19 protein-coding genes are annotated in these 22,276 nt (G+C 25.1%); 10 read left to right on the forward strand and 9 right to left on the reverse strand.

The window, feature by feature from the left end; translation table 11 throughout:
• Window positions 1-173 precede the first annotated feature (173 nt).
• The 3 genes from gpmA (at window position 174) to D9V76_RS01575 (ending at window position 3,014) form a co-directional block, all read left to right on the forward strand.
• Complete coding sequence (gene gpmA / locus D9V76_RS01565) at window positions 174-878, forward strand: 2,3-diphosphoglycerate-dependent phosphoglycerate mutase (RefSeq protein ID WP_158337161.1); 705 nt, start codon at window positions 174-176, stop codon at window positions 876-878.
• A gap of 301 nt (window positions 879-1,179) precedes the next feature.
• Window positions 1,180-2,142 carry a 6-phosphofructokinase gene (gene pfkA, locus D9V76_RS01570; protein ID WP_158337163.1) on the forward strand — a complete coding sequence of 321 codons (963 nt, stop codon included), beginning with the start codon at window positions 1,180-1,182 and terminating at the stop codon, window positions 2,140-2,142.
• Window positions 2,143-2,231: 89 nt separating this feature from the next.
• Entirely contained in the window at window positions 2,232-3,014 is a 783-nt protein-coding gene (locus D9V76_RS01575; RefSeq protein WP_158337165.1) for an MIP/aquaporin family protein, read from the forward strand.
• A gap of 8 nt (window positions 3,015-3,022) precedes the next feature.
• Here the strand turns inward: D9V76_RS01575 and tpiA are convergent, their stop codons facing one another.
• The 6 genes from tpiA to serS form a co-directional block, all read right to left on the reverse strand.
• Complete coding sequence (tpiA, locus tag D9V76_RS01580; RefSeq protein ID WP_158337167.1) at window positions 3,023-3,787, reverse strand: triose-phosphate isomerase; 765 nt, start codon at window positions 3,785-3,787, stop codon at window positions 3,023-3,025.
• Between the two features lie 99 nt (window positions 3,788-3,886).
• Entirely contained in the window at window positions 3,887-4,171 is a 285-nt protein-coding gene (gene ihfB / locus D9V76_RS01585; protein ID WP_158337169.1) for an integration host factor subunit beta, read from the reverse strand.
• Window positions 4,172-4,250: 79 nt separating this feature from the next.
• Complete coding sequence (gene rpsA, locus D9V76_RS01590; RefSeq protein WP_158337171.1) at window positions 4,251-5,930, reverse strand: 30S ribosomal protein S1; 1,680 nt, start codon at window positions 5,928-5,930, stop codon at window positions 4,251-4,253.
• Between the two features lie 597 nt (window positions 5,931-6,527).
• On the reverse strand, window positions 6,528-7,814 hold the full coding sequence (gene aroA / locus D9V76_RS01595) for a 3-phosphoshikimate 1-carboxyvinyltransferase (protein WP_158337173.1): 1,287 nt from the start codon (window positions 7,812-7,814) through the stop codon (window positions 6,528-6,530).
• Between the two features lie 63 nt (window positions 7,815-7,877).
• The gene (gene serC, locus D9V76_RS01600; RefSeq protein ID WP_158337724.1) at window positions 7,878-8,963 is read right to left on the reverse strand and encodes a phosphoserine transaminase; all 1,086 of its coding nucleotides are present in this window, start codon (window positions 8,961-8,963) and stop codon (window positions 7,878-7,880) included.
• Between the two features lie 36 nt (window positions 8,964-8,999).
• On the reverse strand, window positions 9,000-10,283 hold the full coding sequence (serS, locus tag D9V76_RS01605) for a serine--tRNA ligase (RefSeq protein ID WP_158337175.1): 1,284 nt from the start codon (window positions 10,281-10,283) through the stop codon (window positions 9,000-9,002).
• A 296-nt stretch (window positions 10,284-10,579) separates the two neighbouring features.
• Between serS and trxB the strand changes: the two genes are divergently transcribed.
• From trxB to aspS, 3 genes are all read left to right on the forward strand, one after another.
• A complete protein-coding gene (gene trxB, locus D9V76_RS01610) occupies window positions 10,580-11,539 on the forward strand; it encodes a thioredoxin-disulfide reductase (RefSeq protein ID WP_158337177.1) in 960 nt (319 codons plus the stop codon).
• Between the two features lie 124 nt (window positions 11,540-11,663).
• A complete protein-coding gene (infA, locus tag D9V76_RS01615; protein WP_158337179.1) occupies window positions 11,664-11,882 on the forward strand; it encodes a translation initiation factor IF-1 in 219 nt (72 codons plus the stop codon).
• Window positions 11,883-12,114: 232 nt separating this feature from the next.
• Window positions 12,115-13,869, forward strand: a complete 1,755-nt coding sequence (gene aspS, locus D9V76_RS01620) for an aspartate--tRNA ligase (RefSeq protein ID WP_158337181.1) — start codon at window positions 12,115-12,117, stop codon at window positions 13,867-13,869.
• Window positions 13,870-13,876: 7 nt separating this feature from the next.
• Here the strand turns inward: aspS and znuB are convergent, their stop codons facing one another.
• Together znuB and znuC are read right to left on the reverse strand one after the other, a co-directional pair.
• Window positions 13,877-14,662: a zinc ABC transporter permease subunit ZnuB gene (gene znuB, locus D9V76_RS01625; RefSeq protein WP_158337183.1), complete on the reverse strand. Its 786-nt coding sequence runs from the start codon at window positions 14,660-14,662 to the stop codon at window positions 13,877-13,879.
• A 21-nt stretch (window positions 14,663-14,683) separates the two neighbouring features.
• A complete protein-coding gene (znuC, locus tag D9V76_RS01630) occupies window positions 14,684-15,400 on the reverse strand; it encodes a zinc ABC transporter ATP-binding protein ZnuC (RefSeq protein WP_158337185.1) in 717 nt (238 codons plus the stop codon).
• Between the two features lie 77 nt (window positions 15,401-15,477).
• Here znuC and znuA point away from each other — a divergent pair, with 77 nt between their 5' ends.
• Together znuA and mepM are read left to right on the forward strand one after the other, a co-directional pair.
• The gene (znuA, locus tag D9V76_RS01635; protein WP_172599430.1) at window positions 15,478-16,416 is read left to right on the forward strand and encodes a zinc ABC transporter substrate-binding protein ZnuA; all 939 of its coding nucleotides are present in this window, start codon (window positions 15,478-15,480) and stop codon (window positions 16,414-16,416) included.
• Window positions 16,417-16,426: 10 nt separating this feature from the next.
• The gene (gene mepM, locus D9V76_RS01640; protein ID WP_172599431.1) at window positions 16,427-17,674 is read left to right on the forward strand and encodes a murein DD-endopeptidase MepM; all 1,248 of its coding nucleotides are present in this window, start codon (window positions 16,427-16,429) and stop codon (window positions 17,672-17,674) included.
• 30 nt (window positions 17,675-17,704) lie between these two features.
• On the opposite strand, the gene pyk is transcribed toward mepM, so the two are convergent.
• Window positions 17,705-19,150: a pyruvate kinase gene (pyk, locus tag D9V76_RS01645; protein ID WP_158337191.1), complete on the reverse strand. Its 1,446-nt coding sequence runs from the start codon at window positions 19,148-19,150 to the stop codon at window positions 17,705-17,707.
• A gap of 275 nt (window positions 19,151-19,425) precedes the next feature.
• On the opposite strand from pyk, the gene zwf reads away from it, so the two are divergent.
• Both zwf and htpX read left to right on the forward strand, forming a co-directional pair.
• A complete protein-coding gene (zwf, locus tag D9V76_RS01650; RefSeq protein ID WP_158337193.1) occupies window positions 19,426-20,895 on the forward strand; it encodes a glucose-6-phosphate dehydrogenase in 1,470 nt (489 codons plus the stop codon).
• 140 nt (window positions 20,896-21,035) lie between these two features.
• Window positions 21,036-21,914 (forward strand): protease HtpX, encoded by an 879-nt coding sequence (gene htpX, locus D9V76_RS01655; RefSeq protein WP_158337195.1) that lies wholly within the window; start codon window positions 21,036-21,038, stop codon window positions 21,912-21,914.
• Window positions 21,915-22,276: the final 362 nt, after the last annotated feature.

Raw genomic sequence — 22,276 nt, forward strand, 5'->3', positions numbered from 1 at the left:
ATTTATTTTTATATGTTAAAAAAAATTTATTTTTTAATATACTTCAAAAGTACAGTAATTCTTAGTTATGAACTGTGCTTTTATTTTTATAACAATTAATTATTTTTATTTTATTAATATTAATTTTTTAATAAAATAATTATATATATATTTAAAAAAATAGAAGATAAAACATGAAAACTAATAAATTAGTATTAATTAGACACGGTCAAAGCAAATGGAACAACTTAAATAAATTTACTGGATGGCACGATATAGAACTAAGTCAAAATGGAAAAAATGAAGCTCAAAAAGCAGGCTTGTTATTAAAAAAAGAAAATTTTTTTTTCGATTATGCACATACTTCTATGTTAAAAAGAGCGATACATACCTTAAGATATATTTTAGATACGTTAGATCAATCTTGGTTACCTGTTCAAAAATCTTGGCGTTTAAATGAAAGACATTATGGTGCACTGGAAGGATTGAATAAAGATGAAATGACTAAAAAATATGGTGAAGAACAAATAAATTTATGGAGAAGAAGTTTCGATATTATCCCTCCTCAAATTAAATCAAAAGATAAAAGATTTCCAGGAAATGACATACGTTATGCAAATATAGAAACTGATAAACTTCCATTAGGTGAGAGTTTACAATTGACTGCAAAAAGAGTAATTCCTTACTGGAATGAATTTATTTTACCACAAATACAAAAAAGAAAAAAAGTTCTTATTGTAGCACACGGAAATTCTTTACGTGCATTAATTCAATTTTTAAATAAAATAGACAATAAAAAAATTTTGGAATTAAATATTCCAACTGCCATTCCCATTGTTTTAGAATTCAACGAAGAATGTATTCCTATTAAATGGTATTATTTAAAATCAATTGTTTAATATAAAACATTTTTTCATCAAAAATTGCTATATAAAAAAAATTATCTCTAATTTGATTAGAGATTAAATCTTATTTTAATAAAAAAACTAAAATAAATTTTTTAAAAAAAGTTTTTAACACTTTCAATGTTTAATAACTTTAAAATCAAGTGCATATAATTATATATAAAAATATATTTATACATTATATAAATACGTTTTTTATTAAATTGAATTTGAAAATTTTTTAAATAAAATTTTGTTAAAAATTAATAATAGGAAAAAAAAGAAACTTTTATAGTAGTGAAAAAACGGGATTTTTATGATTAAAAAAATTGGAGTATTAACTAGCGGTGGAGATGCTCCTGGAATGAATGCTGCAATTAGGGGTGTAGTAAGAACAGCATTAAGTGAAAAATTAGAAGTATTTGGTATTTATGATGGATATTTAGGTTTATACGAAAACCGTATGATACAACTAGATAGATATAGTGTTTCTGATATGATTAATAGAGGCGGAACATTTTTAGGATCTGCTAGATTTCCGGATTTTTATAAAAATGAAATACGTACTATTGCAATGAATAATTTGAATAAAAGAAATATAGATGCCCTTGTTGTAATCGGAGGTGACGGATCCTATATAGGAGCTCAAAAATTAACAAAAATGGGTGTTCCATGTATTAGTATTCCAGGAACTATAGATAATGATGTAGCAGGTACTGATTATACAATAGGTTATTTTACAGCTTTAGAAACAGTTGTAGAAGCAATTGATAGATTAAGAGATACTTCTTCTTCTCATCAAAGAATTTCTATTGTAGAAGTTATGGGAAGATATTGTGGTGACTTAACATTAGCTGCTGCAATTGCTGGTGGTTGCGAATTTATTGTTCTTCCAGAAATCAATTATACAAAAGAAGAATTAGTTTCTGAAATCCAAGCAGGAATCGAAAAAGGTAAAAAACATGCAATAGTAGCGATAACAGAATACATTTGTGATGTAGAAAAATTAGCCAAGTATATTCAGAGAAAAACAAATAGAGAAACAAGAGCTACAATTTTAGGGCATATCCAAAGAGGAGGAGCTCCAGTAGTATACGATCGAATACTTGCTTCAAGAATGGGAGCGTATGCAGTAGAATTACTGATAGAAGGTTACAAAGGAAAATGTGTTGGAGTACAAAATGAAAAAATGGTATTTAACGATATAACAGATGCATTAAAAAATATGAAACGTGTTTTTAAAAAAGATTGGTTAATTACAGCTAAAAAGCTATACTAATAAAAAAATTAGTGCCGGTTTTTCCGGCGCTCTAAAATTGTTAATTTTATTTTTAAAGAAATAAAATTATAAAGGTATTAAAACAATGAATCTTTTTAAAAAAAAAAATTTTAAAACAGTGTTTTATTGAGTTTTTAGGAACAGGTTTAATTATATTTTTAGGAATTACTTCTTTTGCCATATCTAAATTAACAAATTTTCATTTTAATAACTATGAAATTAGTTTTTTTTGGGGATTAGGAGTATTTATATCAGTGTATTTTAGTTTTTCAATATCTGGAGCACATTTAAATCCAGCTATTACTATTTTTCTTTGGTTGTCTTATCGATTTAATCAAAAAAAAGTAATACCTTATATTATATCTCAAATAGCTGGGGCGTTCTTCTTTACCGTTTTAATGTATCTTATTTGTTATAATTTGTTCAATTCATTTAAGTCTCAATATAATATTGTCCCGGGGACACAAAAAAGTCTTGAATTAGCTTCAGTTTTTTGTGCTTTTCCTAAAGAAAATTGCAATTTAATTCATGATTTTACATTAGAAATGTCTGTTGGAATGATTTTTATAATTATACTTATGAAAATAAATGAAAAAAATAATTTGTTTCCATCTTGTAGTTTTATAAATCCTTTTTTAATAGGAATGTTAATTACAATAATTAACCTATTGTTAGGTTCATATAATAATATTACTTTAAATCCAGCTCGAGATTTAGGTCCTAGAATATTTTTAAGTTTAATTGGATGGGGTAAATTAGCATTTACAGGTAGTGATAATATGATTTTTCCATATTTTTTAATACCTACAATTGCCCCTATTCTAGGTATAAATCTAGGAGGATGGATATACACAATTTATATAAAAAAATAATTATTTTCTTATAAAATATTGTCTGATATTTTTATAATTTTTAAAAACTCTTCATGTTTTAAAGATGCACTGCCAATTAATAATCCATTAACATCAGGTTGCTTAAGGAAATTTTCTGTATTTAATGAATTAACAGAACCACCATATTGTACAATCAAATTTTCTGCACTAACAGAATCATATTTTTTTATATAATTTTTTATAAATTGATGTATTAATTGCACGTTTTTAGGATCTGCTGAAATACCCGTACCAATAGACCAAACAGGTTCGTATGCAATGACTGTATTTCTAAATGCTTTTTCTCCACAAACATTTAATATAGACTTTAATTGTATTTTTAAACTTTTTTCAGTCTTATTAGATTTTTTTTCTATTTCAGTTTCACCTATACATAAAATAGGAATTAAGTTTAATTTTTTTACTAAACTAAATTTTTTTGCAATTATTTCGTTATTTTCGTTGTGGAACAAACGTCTTTCAGAATGACCGAGGATAATATATTTAACACCAACATCTTTCATCATTAAAGCAGAATTTTCACCAGTAAATGCACCTGTCAAATTTACATCTACATTTTGTGCACCAAGACAAATATTTGTATTATTTATATCTTTGTATACTCTTTCTAAGAATACAGTAGGGGGTGCAATTACAATAATATTTTTTTTTGAAAAAGATGAAGATCTTAATTTTAAATAAGTTAAATAGCAAGAAATAGTTTTTATATCACCGTTTAATTTCCAATTAGCTACAATAATGTTTTTTTTCATATTAATACACTCAAATTTTGTTTAATATTATAGAAACTAAGCTTTTTATAAGAAAATTATATATGAACTTAGTTTCTATTGCAGAAGTATTAAAATATACTATTTATATAAATTAACTCGATCTCGCAGTTTTTTTCCTGGTTTAAAATAAGGTACATATTTTTCATTTAATTTAATTTTTTTACCAGTTTTGGGATTTCGACCTATACGAGAAGATCTATAATGCAAAGAAAAACTACCAAATCCTCGAATTTCAATTCGTTTTCCCTTAGACAGCGAAATTGACATATATTCGAGCATTTCTTTTACAGCATATTCTATTATTTTATTTGAAATATAAGATTTTCGTTCAGCAATTCTTTCGAATAATTCTGACTTTGTCATAAATCCTCTATAATTAATATATTTTTATAAAAATGTTTTTTAAAAACTTACAAAAAATATATTTTTGTTTTTCAAATAATTATTCAGTATTTTGAGCTGCTTTAAAAGCTTCCGTCATTACATTAGAAAATGATTCATCATTTGATTTTATATTTATTTTATTTTTTAAATCTTTTTTATTATCTTTTTCATCTATAACATGAAAAGCAAGATTAATAATTCTATTTTTTCGATCAAAATTAGATAGTTTTACTAAAATAGTATCATCAACTTTTATTTTTTTTATTATTTCTTCACTATTAATACGAGAAGAGTCAGAAAATTTTATGGTACCTTCTACGCCTTCTGCTAATTTTACTATAGCAGTTTTCTTATCGAAGGATTTTATCGTTCCAGTAATTATAGCTCCTTTTTTATGATTTGAAACATATGCATTAAAAGGATCTTCTTCTAATTGTTTAATTCCTAATGAAATACGCTCTCTTTCAGCATCTACTTGTAAAACCACAGCAGATATTTCATCACCTTTTTTATAATTTTTAACGGCGTCTTCACCTGATATTTTCCAAGAAATATCTGATAAATGTACTAATCCATCAATACCACCCTTTAAACCAATGAAAATACCAAAATCTGTAATAGATTTTATTTTTCCGGCAACATGAACTCCTTTTTTATGAGTTTCAGAAAATTCTTGCCAAGGATTTACCTTGCATTGTTTTAAACCAAGGGAAATACGACGACGTTCTTCATCAATGTCTAAAACTATGACATCTACTATATTATTCACAGCAACTACTTTAGAAGGATGGATATTTTTATTAGTCCAATCCATTTCAGATACATGAACAAGACCTTCTACGCCTTCTTCAATTTCTACAAAACAACCGTAATCTGTTAAATTTGTTACACGACCACTTAATTTAATTCCTTCTGGATAACGATGAGAAATGGCTATCCATGGATCTTCACCCAATTGTTTTAATCCTAGAGAAACACGTGTTCTTTCTCTATCAAATTTTAAAATTTTAACATTTATTTCATCTCCGACATTAACTATTTCACTTGGATGTTTAACCCTTTTCCATGCCATGTCAGTAATATGTAACAATCCATCTACACCACCTAAATCAACAAAAGCTCCATAATCTGTTAAATTTTTAACAATTCCTTTAATTTCTATGCCTTCTTGTAAATTTTCTAATAATTGATCTCTTTCAGCACTATTTTCAGATTCAATTACAGCACGTCTCGAAACAACAACATTGTTGCGTTTTTGATCCAGTTTTATTACTTTAAATTCTAATTCCTTACCTTCAAGATGAATAGTATCTCTAACAGGACGAATATCAACTAAAGAACCTGGTAAAAAAGCACGTATATCATTTAGTTCTACAGTAAATCCACCTTTAACCTTTCCATTAATAATGCCAATAACAGTTTCTGATTTCTCATGAGCTTGTTCTAATATTAACCATGCTTCATGTCGTTTTGCTTTTTCTCGAGATAAAAGTGTTTCTCCAAATCCGTCTTCAATAGCATCTAAAGCAACATCAATCTCATCTCCAACTTTTACATCTAAAAATCCTTGAGCATTTTTAAATTGTTCAGCTGGAATTGCTGATTCAGATTTAAGACCTGCATCAACGAGTACTGTTTCTTTTTCTATAGAAACAACAATACCTCGAATAATTGATCCTGGACGAGTTTTAATCTCTTTTAGTGATTCTTCAAATAGTTGAGCAAAAGATTCATTCATATTAATAATATTTAAAAAACTTTTGTTAAATGTTCATTTTAACTTCATGTTAAAATAAGCTTGTTTTATATATCTTTTAATAATCCATATCAAAGAGTGCAATTTTTTGCGAATAAAGATTTATATTTATTTTTAAAACATATATTTTTTTAATAAAATACTTTATAAAAGTTTTAATTATTTCTTCAAAATTCATATTTATTAAATTTAATATTATAGCATTTTCTGATAGGTATAAAGGAGAAATTGATTGATTTTAATCAAGTTCATCATGAATTTTTATTTGTTTTAACAATTCTTTGAAATTAACATGATGTTAATTTTTTTTAGTTATAATATTTTTCTATAAATGCAATATTATATATTGTATCTAAAAAATTTTTATTATATTTTTAGGAAAAAAATTCTATCTAGATCGTCTTCTTCTATTAATCTAGGAGATTAAAAAAAATAGCTTTTTTAATAAAGTAAAATTTTTCTAACTTCAAAAAAAGTTGTTCATTTAGATCAAATTTTACTAAATTTTTAAAAAATTTGTTTTTTTTGAAAGAAAAAAATTTAAATTAAAATAGATAACATCATCTATAATGTTAAAAATTAATTAAATTTGCTAATTTTTAAAAAATCTTCAAAATAAGATGGAAAAGTTTTAGAAATACAATTTGGATTACGTATACCAACACTCATGCCTGATAAACATATAAGAGAAAAACACATTGCCATACGATGATCGTTATATGTATCAATTTCTGCAAATTTAAATAAAACAGGAGGAGTAATAGATAAAAAATCTTTTCCTTCTTTAACTACTGCACCAATTTTTTTTAATTCTGTACTCATTGCAAATAATCGATCAGTTTCTTTAACACGCCAGTTGTATATATTTTTAATAATTGAAGTGCCTTGAGCAAAAAGCGATACTATTGCAATAGTCATTGCTGCATCGGGAATATGATTCATATCTAAATTAATTTTTTCTAATTTATTACGTGTACAAACAATAAAAGAGTCTCCCCAATCAATAATAGCTCCCATTTTTTTAAGTACATCAGCAAATTTTATATCACCTTGAATACTTTTTTTTCCAACACCCACAACCTTTACTGAACCACCTTTAATCGCAGCAGCTGCTAAAAAATATGATGCTGAAGATGCGTCTCCTTCAATCAGATAATTTCCTGGTGATTTATATTGTTGGTTTCCCTTTATATAAAAGGATTTATAAGAATTATTTGTAATATTAACTCCAAAACATTTCATTAGATTTAATGTAATATCAATATAAGGTTTAGAAACTAAATTTCCATGAATAAATATACTAGTATTTTTTAATGCTAATGGAGCAATCATTAATAATGATGTTAAAAATTGACTAGAAATACTTCCGTTTAATATAATAGAGCCACCTACAAAGCCACCTTTAGTCAAAATAGGAGGATATCCTATATTTTTTTTGTATTCAAGAATTGCCCCACCTTGTTTTAAAGCGTCAACAAGATGTTCAATTGGTCTTTCATGCATTCTATCATCTCCACTTAAGATAACATGATTTTGATTTAAAGATAGAGCAGCAAGAAGTGGTCTCATAGCTGTCCCTGCATTTCCTAAAAATAATGAAATAGGATCAGATAAATAAAACGCTTTCCCAATACCGTGAACATGACAAGTTGTATTATTATTTGATAAAAAAAATTTAATTCCAATTTTTTTTAAAGCAGCTAACATATATTGAGTATCTTGACTATCTAGTAAGTTTGTTAAACAAGTAATACCATTAGCCATAGAAGATAATAATAATACTCTGTTTGATATGCTTTTTGAGCCAGGTAAATAAATAGTTCCATTAACGTAAGAAACTGGTTTTAACTTCAAAAGTTTTTGCATAATAAAAATACGCTCTAATTAAAATAAAATTTTTAATTTATTCCTTAAGAAAATAAAAATATTTTATCCATATTTTTTTTCAAAATATAACATAAATTCTGCTAAAGATTGAACGCCTTCTAATGGCATGGCATTATAGATAGATGCACGCATACCTCCAACTACATAATGTCCTTTCAAAGCATTTAAACCTACATCTTTTGCTTCTTTTAAAAAGAAATCATTTAATTTAGAATCATATAAATGAAATACGACATTCATTTGAGATCGATTTCTCTTATCTATATTGTTGATATAAAAATCGCTATTATCTATTATTTGATATAATAAATTTGATTTTTTTTGATTTAATACTTCAATTTTTTTTATTCCACCTTGTTTTTTTAACCATTTAAACACTAATCCTGATAAATACCAAGAAAATGTAGGAGGTGTGTTAAACATAGAATTATATTTTGACATTGTGTGATAATTAAAAATAGAAGGAGATATTTTAGAAGCATATCCTATTAAATCTTTTCTAATAAGAATAATTGTAATACCCGAAGGGCCAATGTTTTTTTGAGCACCTGCATAAATCAAACCATAATTTTTAATATTAATTTTACGAGATAAAATAAACGATGAAAAATCTCCAACTATTATTTTATTTTTAAAATTTGGTTCTTCATAAATTGACATTCCATCTATGGTTTCATTAGGACAATAATGAATATATGCCGAATTATTACTGATATTCCATTCAGAAGGTTTTAAAAGAAAATGCTTACCATTTTCTGTTTTTCTAACTAATATATTTTTAGGAATACAATATTTCTTAGCTTCTATTAATGCACAATTTGACCAATATCCACTATTAATGTAATCTGTTTCTTTAAAATTACCTAATAAATTCATTGGAACAGCAGCAAACTGACCTCTAGCCCCGCCTTGACAAAATAATATTTTATAAGAATCGGATATATTTAATAAATCTCTTAAATCTTTTTCTGCTTCTAAAGCTACTTGAATAAATTCTTTACTGCGATGGCTTATTTCCATAACAGAACAGCCCATGTGATTCCAATTTTGTAATTCTTTTTTTGCTTGATAAAGAACATCTTTTGGAATCATGGCTGGTCCAGCACTAAAATTATATATCAAGTTCATTTTTTCACCAATAATCATTTTTTTGATGTATCTAAATTAATTTATGTATTCTATACCCTTCATATATTTTTTTTGTAAAATTTTTGGAATTTCTACTCGACCGTCGCTATATTGATAATTTTCTAATATAGCAGCTAATGTTCTACCAACTGCCAAACCTGAACCATTTAATGTATGAACAAAATTATTGTTTTTTTCGGTTTTTTTTCTATAACGTGTTTTCATACGACGAGCTTGAAAATCACTCATATTAGAACAAGAAGAAATTTCTCTGTATTTTTTCTGAGAAGGAAACCATACTTCTAAATCATATGTTTTAGCTGCAGAAAAACCCATTTCCCCTCCACATAAAAGAACTTTTCTATATGGTAATTCTAAAAGCTGTAAAACTTTTTCTGCATGATTAGTTAATAACTCTAAGGCATCCATAGATAATTCCGGTTGTACAATTTGAACTAATTCTACTTTATCAAATTGATGTAATCGAATTAATCCCTTACTATCACGTCCGTAAGAGGAAGCTTCAGATCGAAAACAAGGGGTATGAGAAGTTAACATGATAGGTAGTTTTTTTTCATCTAATATTTGGTTACAAAATAAATTAGTTAACGGCACTTCCGCTGTAGGAATTAATACATATTTTTTATTATCAATAGAATTAATGTGAAATAAATCATCACTAAATTTTGGTAATTGTCCCGTTCCGTATAGTGAATCATGATTAACTAAATAAGGAACATAAGTTTCTATATAACCATGTTTTATCGTATGTAAATCTAACATAAATTGACTTAATGCACGATGTAAAAGAGCAATTTTTCCTTTCATCACAACAAATCGTGAACCTGATATTTTTGCTGAAGATTTCCAATCTAATTGATTTAGTTTATTCCCTATTTCTACATGATCTCGAACTATAAAATTATATTCTTTTTTTTTACCCCAATATTTTACAATTTTATTGTTTTTTGATGAATTTCCTTTTGGAACATCATCAGAAGGAATATTAGGTATAGATATAGAAAAATCATGGATTTTTTCTTGTAATAGATTAAGCTCAATTTTTAATATAGATAAACTTTTACTTGATTCTACAAGTTTTCTTTTTAAATTTTCATCTACTTCTTGAAAATTTTTTTCTTTTTTAAACAACCCTGATAAGGTATTGTGCTTGCATTGTAAATTTTCTGTTTTAATTTGTAATTTTTTTCGTTTTTCTTCCATAGAAGATATGAGTGATATATCTAATTCGAAATTTTTTTTTAATAATTTCTCTGCTATCGTATGTATTTGATTTCGTAATAAATAAGGATTTAACATAATTTTTTAAGTCTTTTAAATTGAAAATTAAAGTTATTTTAAAAATATTCTACTGATTTTTTAAAAAATATAAAAGGTATCTAATATATTAAAAATACGAAAATAAAATTTATTTATATATAATATACCCAGATTATGAATTATAAGATAAATTTAGAGAATAATTATTATTAAAATTTTTTAAACTTACATAGATTATATTAATATTTTTTAATAAAAAAATATTTTCAAAAAATTTATATCTTAAATAATGTTTTAATACATCTTATTTTAAAAATATTTAAAGGAAATACAATATGGAATTAATTAATCATAAAAAAGTAATAATTTTAGGTTCAGGACCAGCAGGATACACTGCTGCCATATATAGCTCTAGAGCTAATTTAGATCCTTTATTAATTACTGGAATTAACAAAGGTGGTCAATTAATGAATACCAATGAAATCGAAAATTGGCCAGGCGATTTCAAAAAGATTACTGGTCCTGAACTAATGGATCGAATGCATAAACATGCAGTAAAATTAAATACAGAAATTATATATGACAATATTGTTTCAGTAGAATTTAAAAAAAAACCATTTTTTTTATTAGGAGAACGTAATAAATATACATGTGATACGGTTATTATCGCTACAGGTGCAAACCCACGTTACTTAGGACTAAATTCAGAGAATAAATTTAAAGGAAAAGGTGTTTCTACTTGTGCTGTATGTGATGGTTTTTTTTACAAAAATCAAGAAGTTGCAGTAGTAGGAGGTGGAAACACAGCTCTAGAAGAAACATTATATTTATCAAATTTTGTAGAAAAAGTGCATTTAATTCATCGTAGAACTAATTTCAAAGCTGAAAAAATTCTAATTGATCGATTATTAAAAATGGTAAAAAATAAAAAAGTCATCTTGTATTTAAATTCTAATGTAAAAGAAATTTTAGGTAATAATCAAGGTGTTACTCATTTATTAATTCAAAATAAAGATTTAAAAGAAAATAAAGAAAGGAAAATTATAATTTCTGGATTATTTATTGCAATTGGGTATACACCAAATACAGATCTATTTACTAATCAATTAGAAATGGAAAATGGATACATTAAAGTAAACAAAGGAATACATGGAAACTATACACAAACAAGCATACCGGGTATATTTGCAGCAGGTGACGTAATTGATCACGTATATAGACAAGCTATTACGTCATCTGCTAGTGGTTGTATGGCTGCATTAGATAGCGAACGTTATCTTAATTCATTATCCTAGCCTCTTAATCTTAATCCAGAGAACAATAAAAACATACTAGTCAAAATGACTAGTATCAGATATAATAAAAGAAATATTAAATATTTTAATAATTTTTTAAAAATAAACGTAACTAGAGAAAAAAATGGCTAAAGAAGATAACATTGAAATGCAAGGAATTGTTATTGATACATTACCAAACACAATGTTTCGTGTTGAATTAGAAAATAAACATGTCATTACAGCACATATTTCAGGAAAAATGAGAAAAAATTACATTAGAATATTAACAGGAGATAAAGTTACTATTGAGCTAACACCCTACGACTTAACAAAGGGAAGAATTATTTTTAGAAGCCGTTAAATATTTTTATTTCTTTTTTAAATTCAATTAAAAATTAAATATTAATTAATATAAAAAAAACACTTAAAAATAAAATTTAACAATCTACTTTATTTCTTAAATAACTCCCAAAAAAAATATTTCAAGACAATTTTTTTATTTTAAAAATTTTTAATTATATTTTAAAATAAAAAACTCTATTTATAGATAAAAGAGAAATTTTTGAAAATTAAGAAAATCTTGAAGAGAATTTATGCGTACTAAATATTGTGGAAATATTAGAATAGTTGATTTACATAAATCAATAATTTTATGTGGTTGGGTAAATAAAATAAGAAATTTAAATCAATTTATTTTTATTGATATGAGAGATTGGACGGGTATTATTCAACTTGTTTTTGAACGAAAAAACAATATAGTTTTTAAACAAGCTATAAATTTAAAGAACGAATCTTGTATTCGAATTATAGGAATTGTTCAAAAAAGAAATACTAAAAATAAAAATTTAGATACTGGAGAAATAGAAATATTAGTAAATAAAATAAAAATCTTTAATATTTCAAAAACACTGCCATTAGATTATTCAAATAATAGTAACGATGATATACGATTAAAATATCGTTACTTAGACCTCCGTCGTTCTCAGTTATTAGAAAATCTTAAAATAAGAAATAAAATTACTTATTTAACAAGACTTTTTATGACAAAGAAAAACTTTTTAGATATTGAGACACCTTTTCTGACAAAATCTACACCAGAAGGTGCTCGAGATTATTTAGTACCTAGTAGAAATTATCCAGGAAAATTTTATGCATTACCTCAATCACCGCAATTGTTTAAACAATTATTGATGATTTCTGGTATTGATAAATATTATCAAATAGTTAAATGTTTTCGTGATGAAGATTTACGTTCAGATCGACAACCAGAATTTACACAAATTGATATTGAAGCTTCTTTCATAAGTTCTACTAAAATTAGAAACTTCGTAGAAAAATTAATAAAAAAAATTTGGGTTAAAATCATTAATTGCCATTTAGACAAATTTCCTAAAATTTCTTTTTACGATGCTATGCAACGTTATGGATCAGACAAACCTGATTTAAGAAATCCAATGGAAATCATTGATGTTTCCGATCTTCTTATTAAAGAAAAAGTTTTATCATTTTTTAAAATCAATTTAGAGAAAAAACATAGAATAGCTTTATTATGTTTTTGTCAAGGTGACAAGATAAGTCGAAAAAAAATTGATGAATATTCTAATTATGTAAAAAAATTTGGTTCAAAAAAATTATTTTATATAAAAATAAATAAAATTGAAAATGGCTTGCAAGATATTCAAAGTTCAATAAAAAATATTTTAGATAAAACTATACTAAAAAATATTTTAAAAAAAACGAATGCAAAAAATGGAGATATCTTGTTTTTAATTGCCGATGAAGAAAGAATTGTCAACAGATCTCTTGGAATGCTACGTATAAAATTAGGTGATGATTTTATATTTTTTAAAAAAAATATTTGGAAGCCTGTTTGGATCGTAGACTTTCCTATGTTTAAACAAGATTCTAATGGAAAATTTTCTTCTAATCACCATCCATTTACGGCCTTAAAAAAAAATAATCAAAAGAAACTTGAAAAAAATCCGCATCTTGCTATTTCTGATAGTTATGATTTAGTAATTAATGGTTATGAAATCGGTGGTGGTTCAGTACGTATCCATGATGCTAAAATACAAAAAAAAATATTTGACATTATTGGAATAGAAAAAAAAATTCAAAAAGAAAAATTTGGATTCTTGATGGAAGCACTAAAATATGGTGCACCTCCTCATGCAGGAATAGCTTTAGGATTAGATAGAATAGTCATGCTTTTAACAAAAACTAATAACATTAAAGATGTCATCGCTTTTCCAAAAACGACTTCAGCCAGTTGTCTAATGACTAATTCTCCTAGTAAATCAAAAAAATCTACTTTAAATGAATTAGGTATAAATATCATTGAAAAATAAAACAATTTTATATAATTTTTTTTATATTACTTAATAAATAAATACAAGAAGAAAAAAAAACAATGGATGGACTAGTTGGGGTATTATAAAAAAAAGATAAAAACATTCCACCTGTAACCGAAATAATACTTATTACTATTGAAAAAACAACCATTTTTTCTGGAGAGTTAGAAAAAAGTTGTGCAGTTGCAGGGGGGATAATCAATAATGAAGTTATTAACAGCACTCCGACAAATTTAATAGCAATAGAAATAGATAAAGCAGTAGTTAACATTAAAGTTAAACGTGCATAAAAAATATTAACACCATCTATTTGGGCTAATTCTTCATTGATTGTCAATAACAAAATAGAATTCCAACGGAAAAATAAAACAGTTAAAACAGTCAAACTTCCTAAAGCAATAATAAATAAGTCAAATACCGTTACAATTAATAAATCACCAAATAAGTAGTTACCGAGATCTATATGACGAGAAGTAGACATCAAACTTATAAAAATCATTCCTAAAGACAATGAACTATGCGATATTATACTTAATATTGTTTCTAATGAAACTGATAATAATTTTTCAATCCACGCTAATACAATTGCAAGAAAAATCATAAAGAATAATACTGTATAGAAAGAATCAATTTCAAATAGTGTAGATATCGCCAAGCCAAGTATAGAAGAATGAGAAAGTGTATCACCAAAAGATGATATACGACGCCAAATAATAAATGATCCTAGAGGTCCTGTTGAAAAAGATAATAAAATACCAGCTAACAATCCTGGATAAATTAATTCAAACATAATAAAAAATACTCTATAATTTTAATATTGATGTACATGATCATGATTATGTTGATAAATTGCTAATTCTTTTATACGTTTTAAACCAAATATAGAAATAAATTCTAAATTTTTAGAAACTGTTTTCGGAGTACCAGAACAGCAAATATGTTTATTTAAACAAATTACATAATCTGTTTTAGCCATAACAAAATTTAAATCATGAGAAACTATTAAAATAGAGCATTGAATTTCAGATCGAATTTGATTAATTAATTCATATAAATCGAGTTGACCCATTACATCAACTCCCTGTATAGGCTCATCTAAAACAAGTAAATTCGGATTATTTAATAATGCCCTAGCTAAAAGAATACGTTGCATTTCTCCACCAGATAATTTTTGTAATGGAGAATACTGAAGTGATTCTGCTTTTACACGTTTTAGTATTTTTAATATATTTACGTTTTTTTTCCTTTTTGATAATCTCATAAATCTTTCTACTGTAATAGGTAATAAGTTATTAAGATGTAATTTCTGGGGTACATATCCAATAGATATGTTAGGAGATCGAATAACATTTCCTAAATCAGGTTGTATTAATCCTAATACAACACGTATTAAAGTAGATTTTCCGGCTCCATTAGGTCCTATTAAAGTGACAATACGATTAGGAATTAAAGAAAATGATATATTAGACAGAATAGAACGATTAGAGAAACTCACATGAATATTTTTTAAAATAATTAATTCTAACATGTTAAATAAATTCTATTTTAGAATATATAGCAGATTAATCATTATAAAATATTTTTTTTAAGATGAACATAAATATTATGTTAAAAAATAAAAAGAAAATTTTTTTTTCTATATTAGGAATATTATTCATATTAACACCAAGTAATTCTTATGCTTCTATATTAACTATATTTAAACCGTTAGGTTTTATTGCAGCAGCAATTGCACACAACGTCACTAAGGTAGAAGTAATTTTACCAGATGGAGCAACAGTACAAAATTACTATTTGCGACCATTAGATCTAGTTAAAATAAAACATTCTGATGTTATAATTTTAATAGGAGATCAGATAGAACCTTTTTTTTTAAAAAAAGCAATAAATTACTTTAAAAAAAAAACTATTGTATTAAGCGAAGTAAAAAGTATCAAGTTTCTTTTAACACATGATTTCAATTTTGAAAAAAGTAAAAAAAAACAAAAAAATACTTTACAAAATGAAAAAGAAATTAATAATATATCATATGATATGCATATATGGTTATCACCTCAAATTGCATTAGAATCAGCAATAGTTATACACGATATGTTATTAAAGTTAATTCCTCAAAAAAAAAATATTATAGAAAAAAATTTAAAGCATTTTAAATCATGTTTATCAAAAACTAATAAAGACATAAAAAAAAATATATCATCTATTAAAGAAAGAAAATATTTTACTTTTCATAACGCTTATAAATATTTTGAAAAATTTTATGGACTACATCCATTAGGAAGATTTACAAGATATCCTGGAATACAAACAGGAGCTAAATATTTATATGAAATTAAAAAACAACTATTAAAAAAAAAAGCAAGATGTATTTTTACAGAACCACATCTTAATTCAAACATTATTGATGTTATAACACGGGGAATAAATATTGAAAAAGGGAATCTTGATCTTTTTGGTATAGCTATTCCATTAGTACAAAATAGCTATGTAAATTTTCTTGTGAAATTGTCTAATCAATACATTAGCTGCTTAAAACATATTTAAGGAAAAAAAAGTGCAGCAATTCTATAAAATAATTTTTCCATTTTTTCATGAAGATTTTTTTTATAAAATAATTAAAATTTTAATAAACATTATCCTTATAATAACTTTCATATCACTATCAAGTTGTAGTCTTTTAATAGATAAAAAAACATCTTTTTTAAATCAAAAAATTTTAAAGCAAAAAAAGGAATTCGGAAGATTAAAAAAAAATAAAGAATGTTTAAAAAATTATACGATATATAAAAATGTTATCTCTTATGGAGATAGTATTAGTTTTTTATTAAAAAAATCAGGAGTAAAAATAAATGATATACTAAAATTAATAAAAATAGATAAAAATTTAAATAATATAAAAATTGGACAAAAAATTGATTGGAAAGTAAATAAATTTGGCAACTTAGTCAAATTAAAATGGTGTATTTCTGATTTTCAAAAAAAAATATACAAAAAATATAAAAATGAATTTAAATATATCAGATATGTATCTGATTCTATTTTAGAAAAAAAAAGTGTTTATATTAAAAAAAATTCTAATTTTTTTAAAAGTGCTTATCAATCAGGATTAAATCAATTTGAAATAAATAATGTTATCAAAGCAATAGAATGGCAAATTAATTTTCATAAATTAAATATTGGTAGTAAGTTTAATTTAATTTTTTTAAATAAAAAAACAAAGAATAAAAAAATATTATTAGGTGTAAAGTTAAATAACTTAGATAAAGAATATTTTGCAATAAAAGCATTTAATGGAAAATTCTATGACGTTAATGGTTTTAATGAATCAGAAAAACTTATAAATTTTTCATTTTTAAAAAAATATCGCATATCTTCTTCATTCAATTTACATCGTCTTAATCCAGTTACACATCGTATTAGTCGTCATTTAGGGATAGATTTAGCCATGCCTCAAGGAACTCCTGTAATTGCTACTAGTAGTGGTAAAATCATAAAAGCACAATTTAATAAAATTGCAGGTTTTTACATTTCTTTAAAAAACAAGAATTATTATACAACTAGATATATGCATCTTAAAAAAATTCTAGTTAAAGTGGGTCAAAAAGTTAAAAAAGGTCAAAAAATAGCTTTGTCAGGTAATACTGGTCGTACTACTGGCCCACATTTACATTATGAAATTTGGATTAACAATCGTGCGATAAATCCTATAAAAGCAAAATGTATTTTTTCAAAACCTCTAACAAAAAGCGAGAGAATAAAGTATTTAAAAGAATCTAAAAAAATATTATTAAAATTAAAATAATTTATTTTTTTTATCCAAAAAAAAATATTTTTAATATATAACTCTTAAAATTCTACTAGTATTTGTTTTACCTATTTTTCCCATTATATCACCTTGAGTGACAATAACTAAATCATTATTAAATAAATAATTCTTTTTACATAAAAGAATTATAGCTTCATTAGCAGCTTTAACGCCATCGTTTTTACTATCAAAATAAATAGGGATAACGCCTCTATAAAGAGCAGTTAGATTTAAAGTTTTTTTATGTTTTGATAAAGCAAAAATAGGTAGTCCGGAAGTAATTCTAGATGTCATTAATGCTGTTTTTCCAGATTCAGTCATAGTAATAATTGCTGTAATTCCCTTTAAATGATTAGCAGCATACATTGACGACATAGCAATTGCTTCTTCAATATTTTGAAACTCTACATCAAGACGGTGTCTAGAAACATTAATACTAGGAACTTTTTCTGCTCCTTCACATACCTTAGCCATACTTATAATAGTTTCAGATGGATATTTACCAGATGCAGTTTCTGCAGAAAGCATGACTGCATCGCTACCATCTAATACAGCGTTTGCTACATCCATAACTTCCGCCCGAGTAGGTGATGGATTTAAAATCATTGATTCCATCATTTGCGTTGCTGTAATTGCCACTTTATTTAATTTTCTAGCAGTTCTAATTAGTTTTTTTTGCATACCTACTAATTCAGCATCACCAATTTCAACACCTAAATCTCCTCTAGCAATCATAATTGCATCTGAAGATAATATTATACTTTCTATGGAATTTTGATCAAATACTGCTTCAGCTCTTTCTATTTTAGCTATAATTTTAGCATCACTACCAGATTTTTTTAATAACTCTCTAGCCTTTATTAAATCATTAGCACACCGAGGAAAAGATACAGCTAAATAATCTACATCAATTTCAGCAGCAAGAATTATATCTTTTTTATCTTTTTCTGTTAGTGCATCTGCTGATAAACCACCACCTAATTTATTAATACCTTTATTGTTTGAAAGAACACCACCTATAATAACTTTTGTAAATATTTCAAATTTATTAATTTTTGTTACTTTCAATTGTATTTTTCCGTCATCTAACAACAAGATATCATTTACATTTAAATCATTTGGTAGTTTTTTATAATCAATTCCGACTCTTTCATTATTTCCATTTTGTTCGTTTAAATTTGCATCTAATATAAAAGTATTATTAATTTTCAAAAAAATGTTATTTTTTTTAAATTTAGAAATTCTAATCTTTGGTCCTTGTAAATCACCTAATAAAGCAATATGACAGTTTAATTTAAACATTATTTCTTTTGCTTTTTGTGCTCTTTGTTTATGTTCATCAGATGAACCATGAGAAAAATTTAAACGAAGAACATTTGCTCCAGATAGAATAATCTTTTCAAGATTATTTGCTTGATCTGTAGACGGTCCTAAAGTTGCTACAATTTTCGTTCTTCTAACACGATTTAACATAAAAAAACCTCTTTATTTTTATTAATTATATATAGTTTTAACTTTTAAAAAGTTAATGGAAATATAAAAGAAGAAGAAATTTAATAATATATTTTTAATAAAATTATAAAAACCCAAATAAGTATGTGAAATATTCATTTATATTTTTTTGTTTATTTAGTAAAATTAATAAAAATAGTTTTGTTAAAAAATATTTTAACACTAAAAATGTTATTTTAAATAATATATATTTTAACATATAAATATTTTTAAAATTAAAATTTGAAGAGAAAATTATGATTATAGAAACCAATCAAGCTTGCGATCTAGTTATTTTTGGAACAAAAGGAGATTTAGCAAGAAGAAAATTATTACCAGCTTTATACAAATTAGAAAAATCTCAAAAAATACATCCAGATACACGTATAATTGGTGCAGGTCGTGCTGATTGGAATACAGAAGACTATATAAAAGTAGTAAAAAAAGCAATAACAGATTTTTTAAATGAAAAAATTGATCAAAATATTTGGAAAAAATTAAGTTCACGTTTAAATTTTTTTAACATTGATGTATTTAAAGATCTTTATTTCTTAGAATTAAAAAAAATATTAAATGCAAAAAAAAATATTTTTATATATTACTGTGCGGTTCCTCCAAATACATTTAACGCTATTTTTAAAGGATTAGGGAAAGTAAATTTAAATTCTTTGCCATCAAGAATAATAATAGAAAAACCATTAGGAGTATCTTTAGAAACCTCGAAAAAAATTAACAAACAAATTTCTAAATATTTTTTAGAATCACAAATCTTTCGAATTGATCACTATCTTGGAAAAGAATCGATATTAAATCTTCTCGCATTACGTTTCTCAAATTCATTTTTTTTTCATAGTTGGGACAACAAAATTATTGATCATATTCAAATCACTGTATCTGAAGAAGTTGGTATTGAAAATAGATGGAATTATTTTGATCAAATGGGACAAACACGAGATATGGTGCAAAATCATCTTCTACAAATTCTTACAATTATTTCTATGGATCAACCAAAAAATATTACACCTGAAGATATAAGAAATGAAAAATTAAAAATACTTCGTTCTCTTAAAAAAATTGATTTAAATGAAATAAATATTAAAACCGCACGAGGTCAGTATACATCTGGTATTATAAATGGTAAAAAAGTACCTTCTTATGTAGAAGAGAATGGAGCAAACAAAGGTAGTAAAACAGAAACATTCGTTTCAATTAAAGTTGATATCGATAACGATCGATGGTTTGGAGTTCCCTTTTATTTAAGAACAGGTAAACGTTTAGCATCTAAATACTCTGAAATAGTCATTGTCTTTAAAAAAATGTCTAAGAACTTATTTCAAGAATTTAATGAAAATTTATCACCTAACAAATTAATTATACGTCTAGAACCTAATGAAGGTATTAAAATAGAATTTTTAAATAAAGTACCAGGACTTAATAGAGAATATGAATTAAAAAGTGACAAAATGGAATGTAACTATACAAATAACACTGAAAATTTTGTTGATGCCTATGAAAGACTGTTATTTGAAAGTATGAGAGGAATACAATCATTATTTGTATCTCGAGATGAAGTAGAAGAAGCATGGAAATGGATTGATCCCATAATAAATGCTTGGAAAAAAACAAACACAAGTACTGTACAGTTATACAAATCTGGCACATGGGGGCCAAAAAATTCGGACTCACTTATTATGCGAGATGGTCGATTTTGGGAAACATTTAATTAAAAATCAATTCTAAATAATTTATCTATCTTGACTTAATTAAGAAAATTATGTTAGCTTAAAAAAAATATTTTTACATTTTCTTTAATTAAATTCTTTTTTAATTAAAACTATTTTATCTAAATTGAGGAAGATAATATCTTATGATACGTATTATTCTTTTCTTATTAACTAATTTAGCAGTTATGTCAACATTCAGTCTAATTCTTGCTTTAACAGGAATTCAGTCTGAAAGTATTTATGGTTTGTTGATTATGTCAAGTCTATTTGGTTTTAGTGGATCTATCTTATCACTTATGATGTCTAAATGGATTGCATTACGTTCTGTAAATGGTAAAATCATCAATCATCCCAGTAATGAAACAGAACATTGGTTAATCGATACAATTCGTCAACAATCTATAAAAAAAAATATCATTATGCCACAAATAGCAATATATGAAGCTGCCGATATTAATGCATTTGCTACAGGTGCTCGTCGTAATTCAGCGTTAATTGCCATTTCAACAGGATTGTTAGAAAATATGACACGTAACGAGGCAGAAGCAGTAATTGCTCATGAAATTAGTCATATTTCAAATGGTGATATGATTACGATGACTTTAGTACAAGGTGTTGTTAATACTTTCGTAATTTTTATATCTCGTATTCTTTCTCAAGCATTAAGCAACTTGTTATCAAGTAATCGAAATGAAGATAATGAAGATGGGAAAGATTCGTTTTTATTTTTTTTAATTTCTACGTTTTTAGAAATAATTTTTGGTGTACTTGCAAGTATTATTACTATGTGGTTTTCTAGAAATCGAGAATTTTATGCTGATGCAAGTTCGGCAAAATTAGTTGGTCGAGAAAAAATGATTTCTGCTTTAAATCGTTTAAAATCAAGTCATGAACCTCAAGAATCAGATAGTATAATCGCGTTTTGCATTAATGGAAAATCTAACTCATTTATAGAATTATTCGCCTCTCATCCTTCTTTAGAAAAAAGAATACAGGCTCTAAATAATAAAAAATATATGTAGTAGTATATATCAAAAACCTAAAAATATTATCTCTCTTAGTAGAACACTTTTCTATTAAGAGATAAAATTTCTAAAATCTACGGTTTCAAGTAATCATTTAAACTTGTTTTTTAATATAAAAATGTTTATAATAAAAATATTAGCAAAACTTTTCTTAAATTTCTTAAATTCATATCTTATAAAAATCATTAACTTCTATTTTCTATAATAGACAAAAAATTAATAAATTTTATTAAGAAAATAAATCAAACTAAATTTTAAAATTTATAAAAATTAAAAAAAATAGCAGTTAAAAATAAGTTTCTTCGTATTATGTTTGAGTTTGAGAAAAAATATTAAAAAAAACAATTAAAAAAATAAAA

Source organism: Buchnera aphidicola (Rhopalosiphum padi), assembly GCF_005080845.1.
GTDB lineage: Bacteria > Pseudomonadota > Gammaproteobacteria > Enterobacterales > Enterobacteriaceae > Buchnera > Buchnera aphidicola_AO.

Bases quoted from the DNA above. Each gene is read 5' to 3' on its own strand.
- znuA (WP_172599430.1), top strand. From the start codon at position 15,478: ATGTTAAAAAATAAAAAGAAAATTTTTTTTTCTATATTAGGAATATTA.
- gpmA (WP_158337161.1), top strand. From the start codon at position 174: ATGAAAACTAATAAATTAGTATTAATTAGACACGGTCAAAGCAAATGG.
- znuC (WP_158337185.1), bottom strand. From the start codon at position 15,400: ATGTTAGAATTAATTATTTTAAAAAATATTCATGTGAGTTTCTCTAAT.
- rpsA (WP_158337171.1), bottom strand. From the start codon at position 5,930: ATGAATGAATCTTTTGCTCAACTATTTGAAGAATCACTAAAAGAGATT.
- tpiA (WP_158337167.1), bottom strand. From the start codon at position 3,787: ATGAAAAAAAACATTATTGTAGCTAATTGGAAATTAAACGGTGATATA.
- znuB (WP_158337183.1), bottom strand. From the start codon at position 14,662: ATGTTTGAATTAATTTATCCAGGATTGTTAGCTGGTATTTTATTATCT.
- aspS (WP_158337181.1), top strand. From the start codon at position 12,115: ATGCGTACTAAATATTGTGGAAATATTAGAATAGTTGATTTACATAAA.
- infA (WP_158337179.1), top strand. From the start codon at position 11,664: ATGGCTAAAGAAGATAACATTGAAATGCAAGGAATTGTTATTGATACA.
- trxB (WP_158337177.1), top strand. From the start codon at position 10,580: ATGGAATTAATTAATCATAAAAAAGTAATAATTTTAGGTTCAGGACCA.
- pyk (WP_158337191.1), bottom strand. From the start codon at position 19,150: ATGTTAAATCGTGTTAGAAGAACGAAAATTGTAGCAACTTTAGGACCG.
- aroA (WP_158337173.1), bottom strand. From the start codon at position 7,814: ATGCAAAAACTTTTGAAGTTAAAACCAGTTTCTTACGTTAATGGAACT.
- serC (WP_158337724.1), bottom strand. From the start codon at position 8,963: ATGAACTTGATATATAATTTTAGTGCTGGACCAGCCATGATTCCAAAA.
- zwf (WP_158337193.1), top strand. From the start codon at position 19,426: ATGATTATAGAAACCAATCAAGCTTGCGATCTAGTTATTTTTGGAACA.
- pfkA (WP_158337163.1), top strand. From the start codon at position 1,180: ATGATTAAAAAAATTGGAGTATTAACTAGCGGTGGAGATGCTCCTGGA.
- htpX (WP_158337195.1), top strand. From the start codon at position 21,036: ATGATACGTATTATTCTTTTCTTATTAACTAATTTAGCAGTTATGTCA.
- serS (WP_158337175.1), bottom strand. From the start codon at position 10,283: ATGTTAAATCCTTATTTATTACGAAATCAAATACATACGATAGCAGAG.
- ihfB (WP_158337169.1), bottom strand. From the start codon at position 4,171: ATGACAAAGTCAGAATTATTCGAAAGAATTGCTGAACGAAAATCTTAT.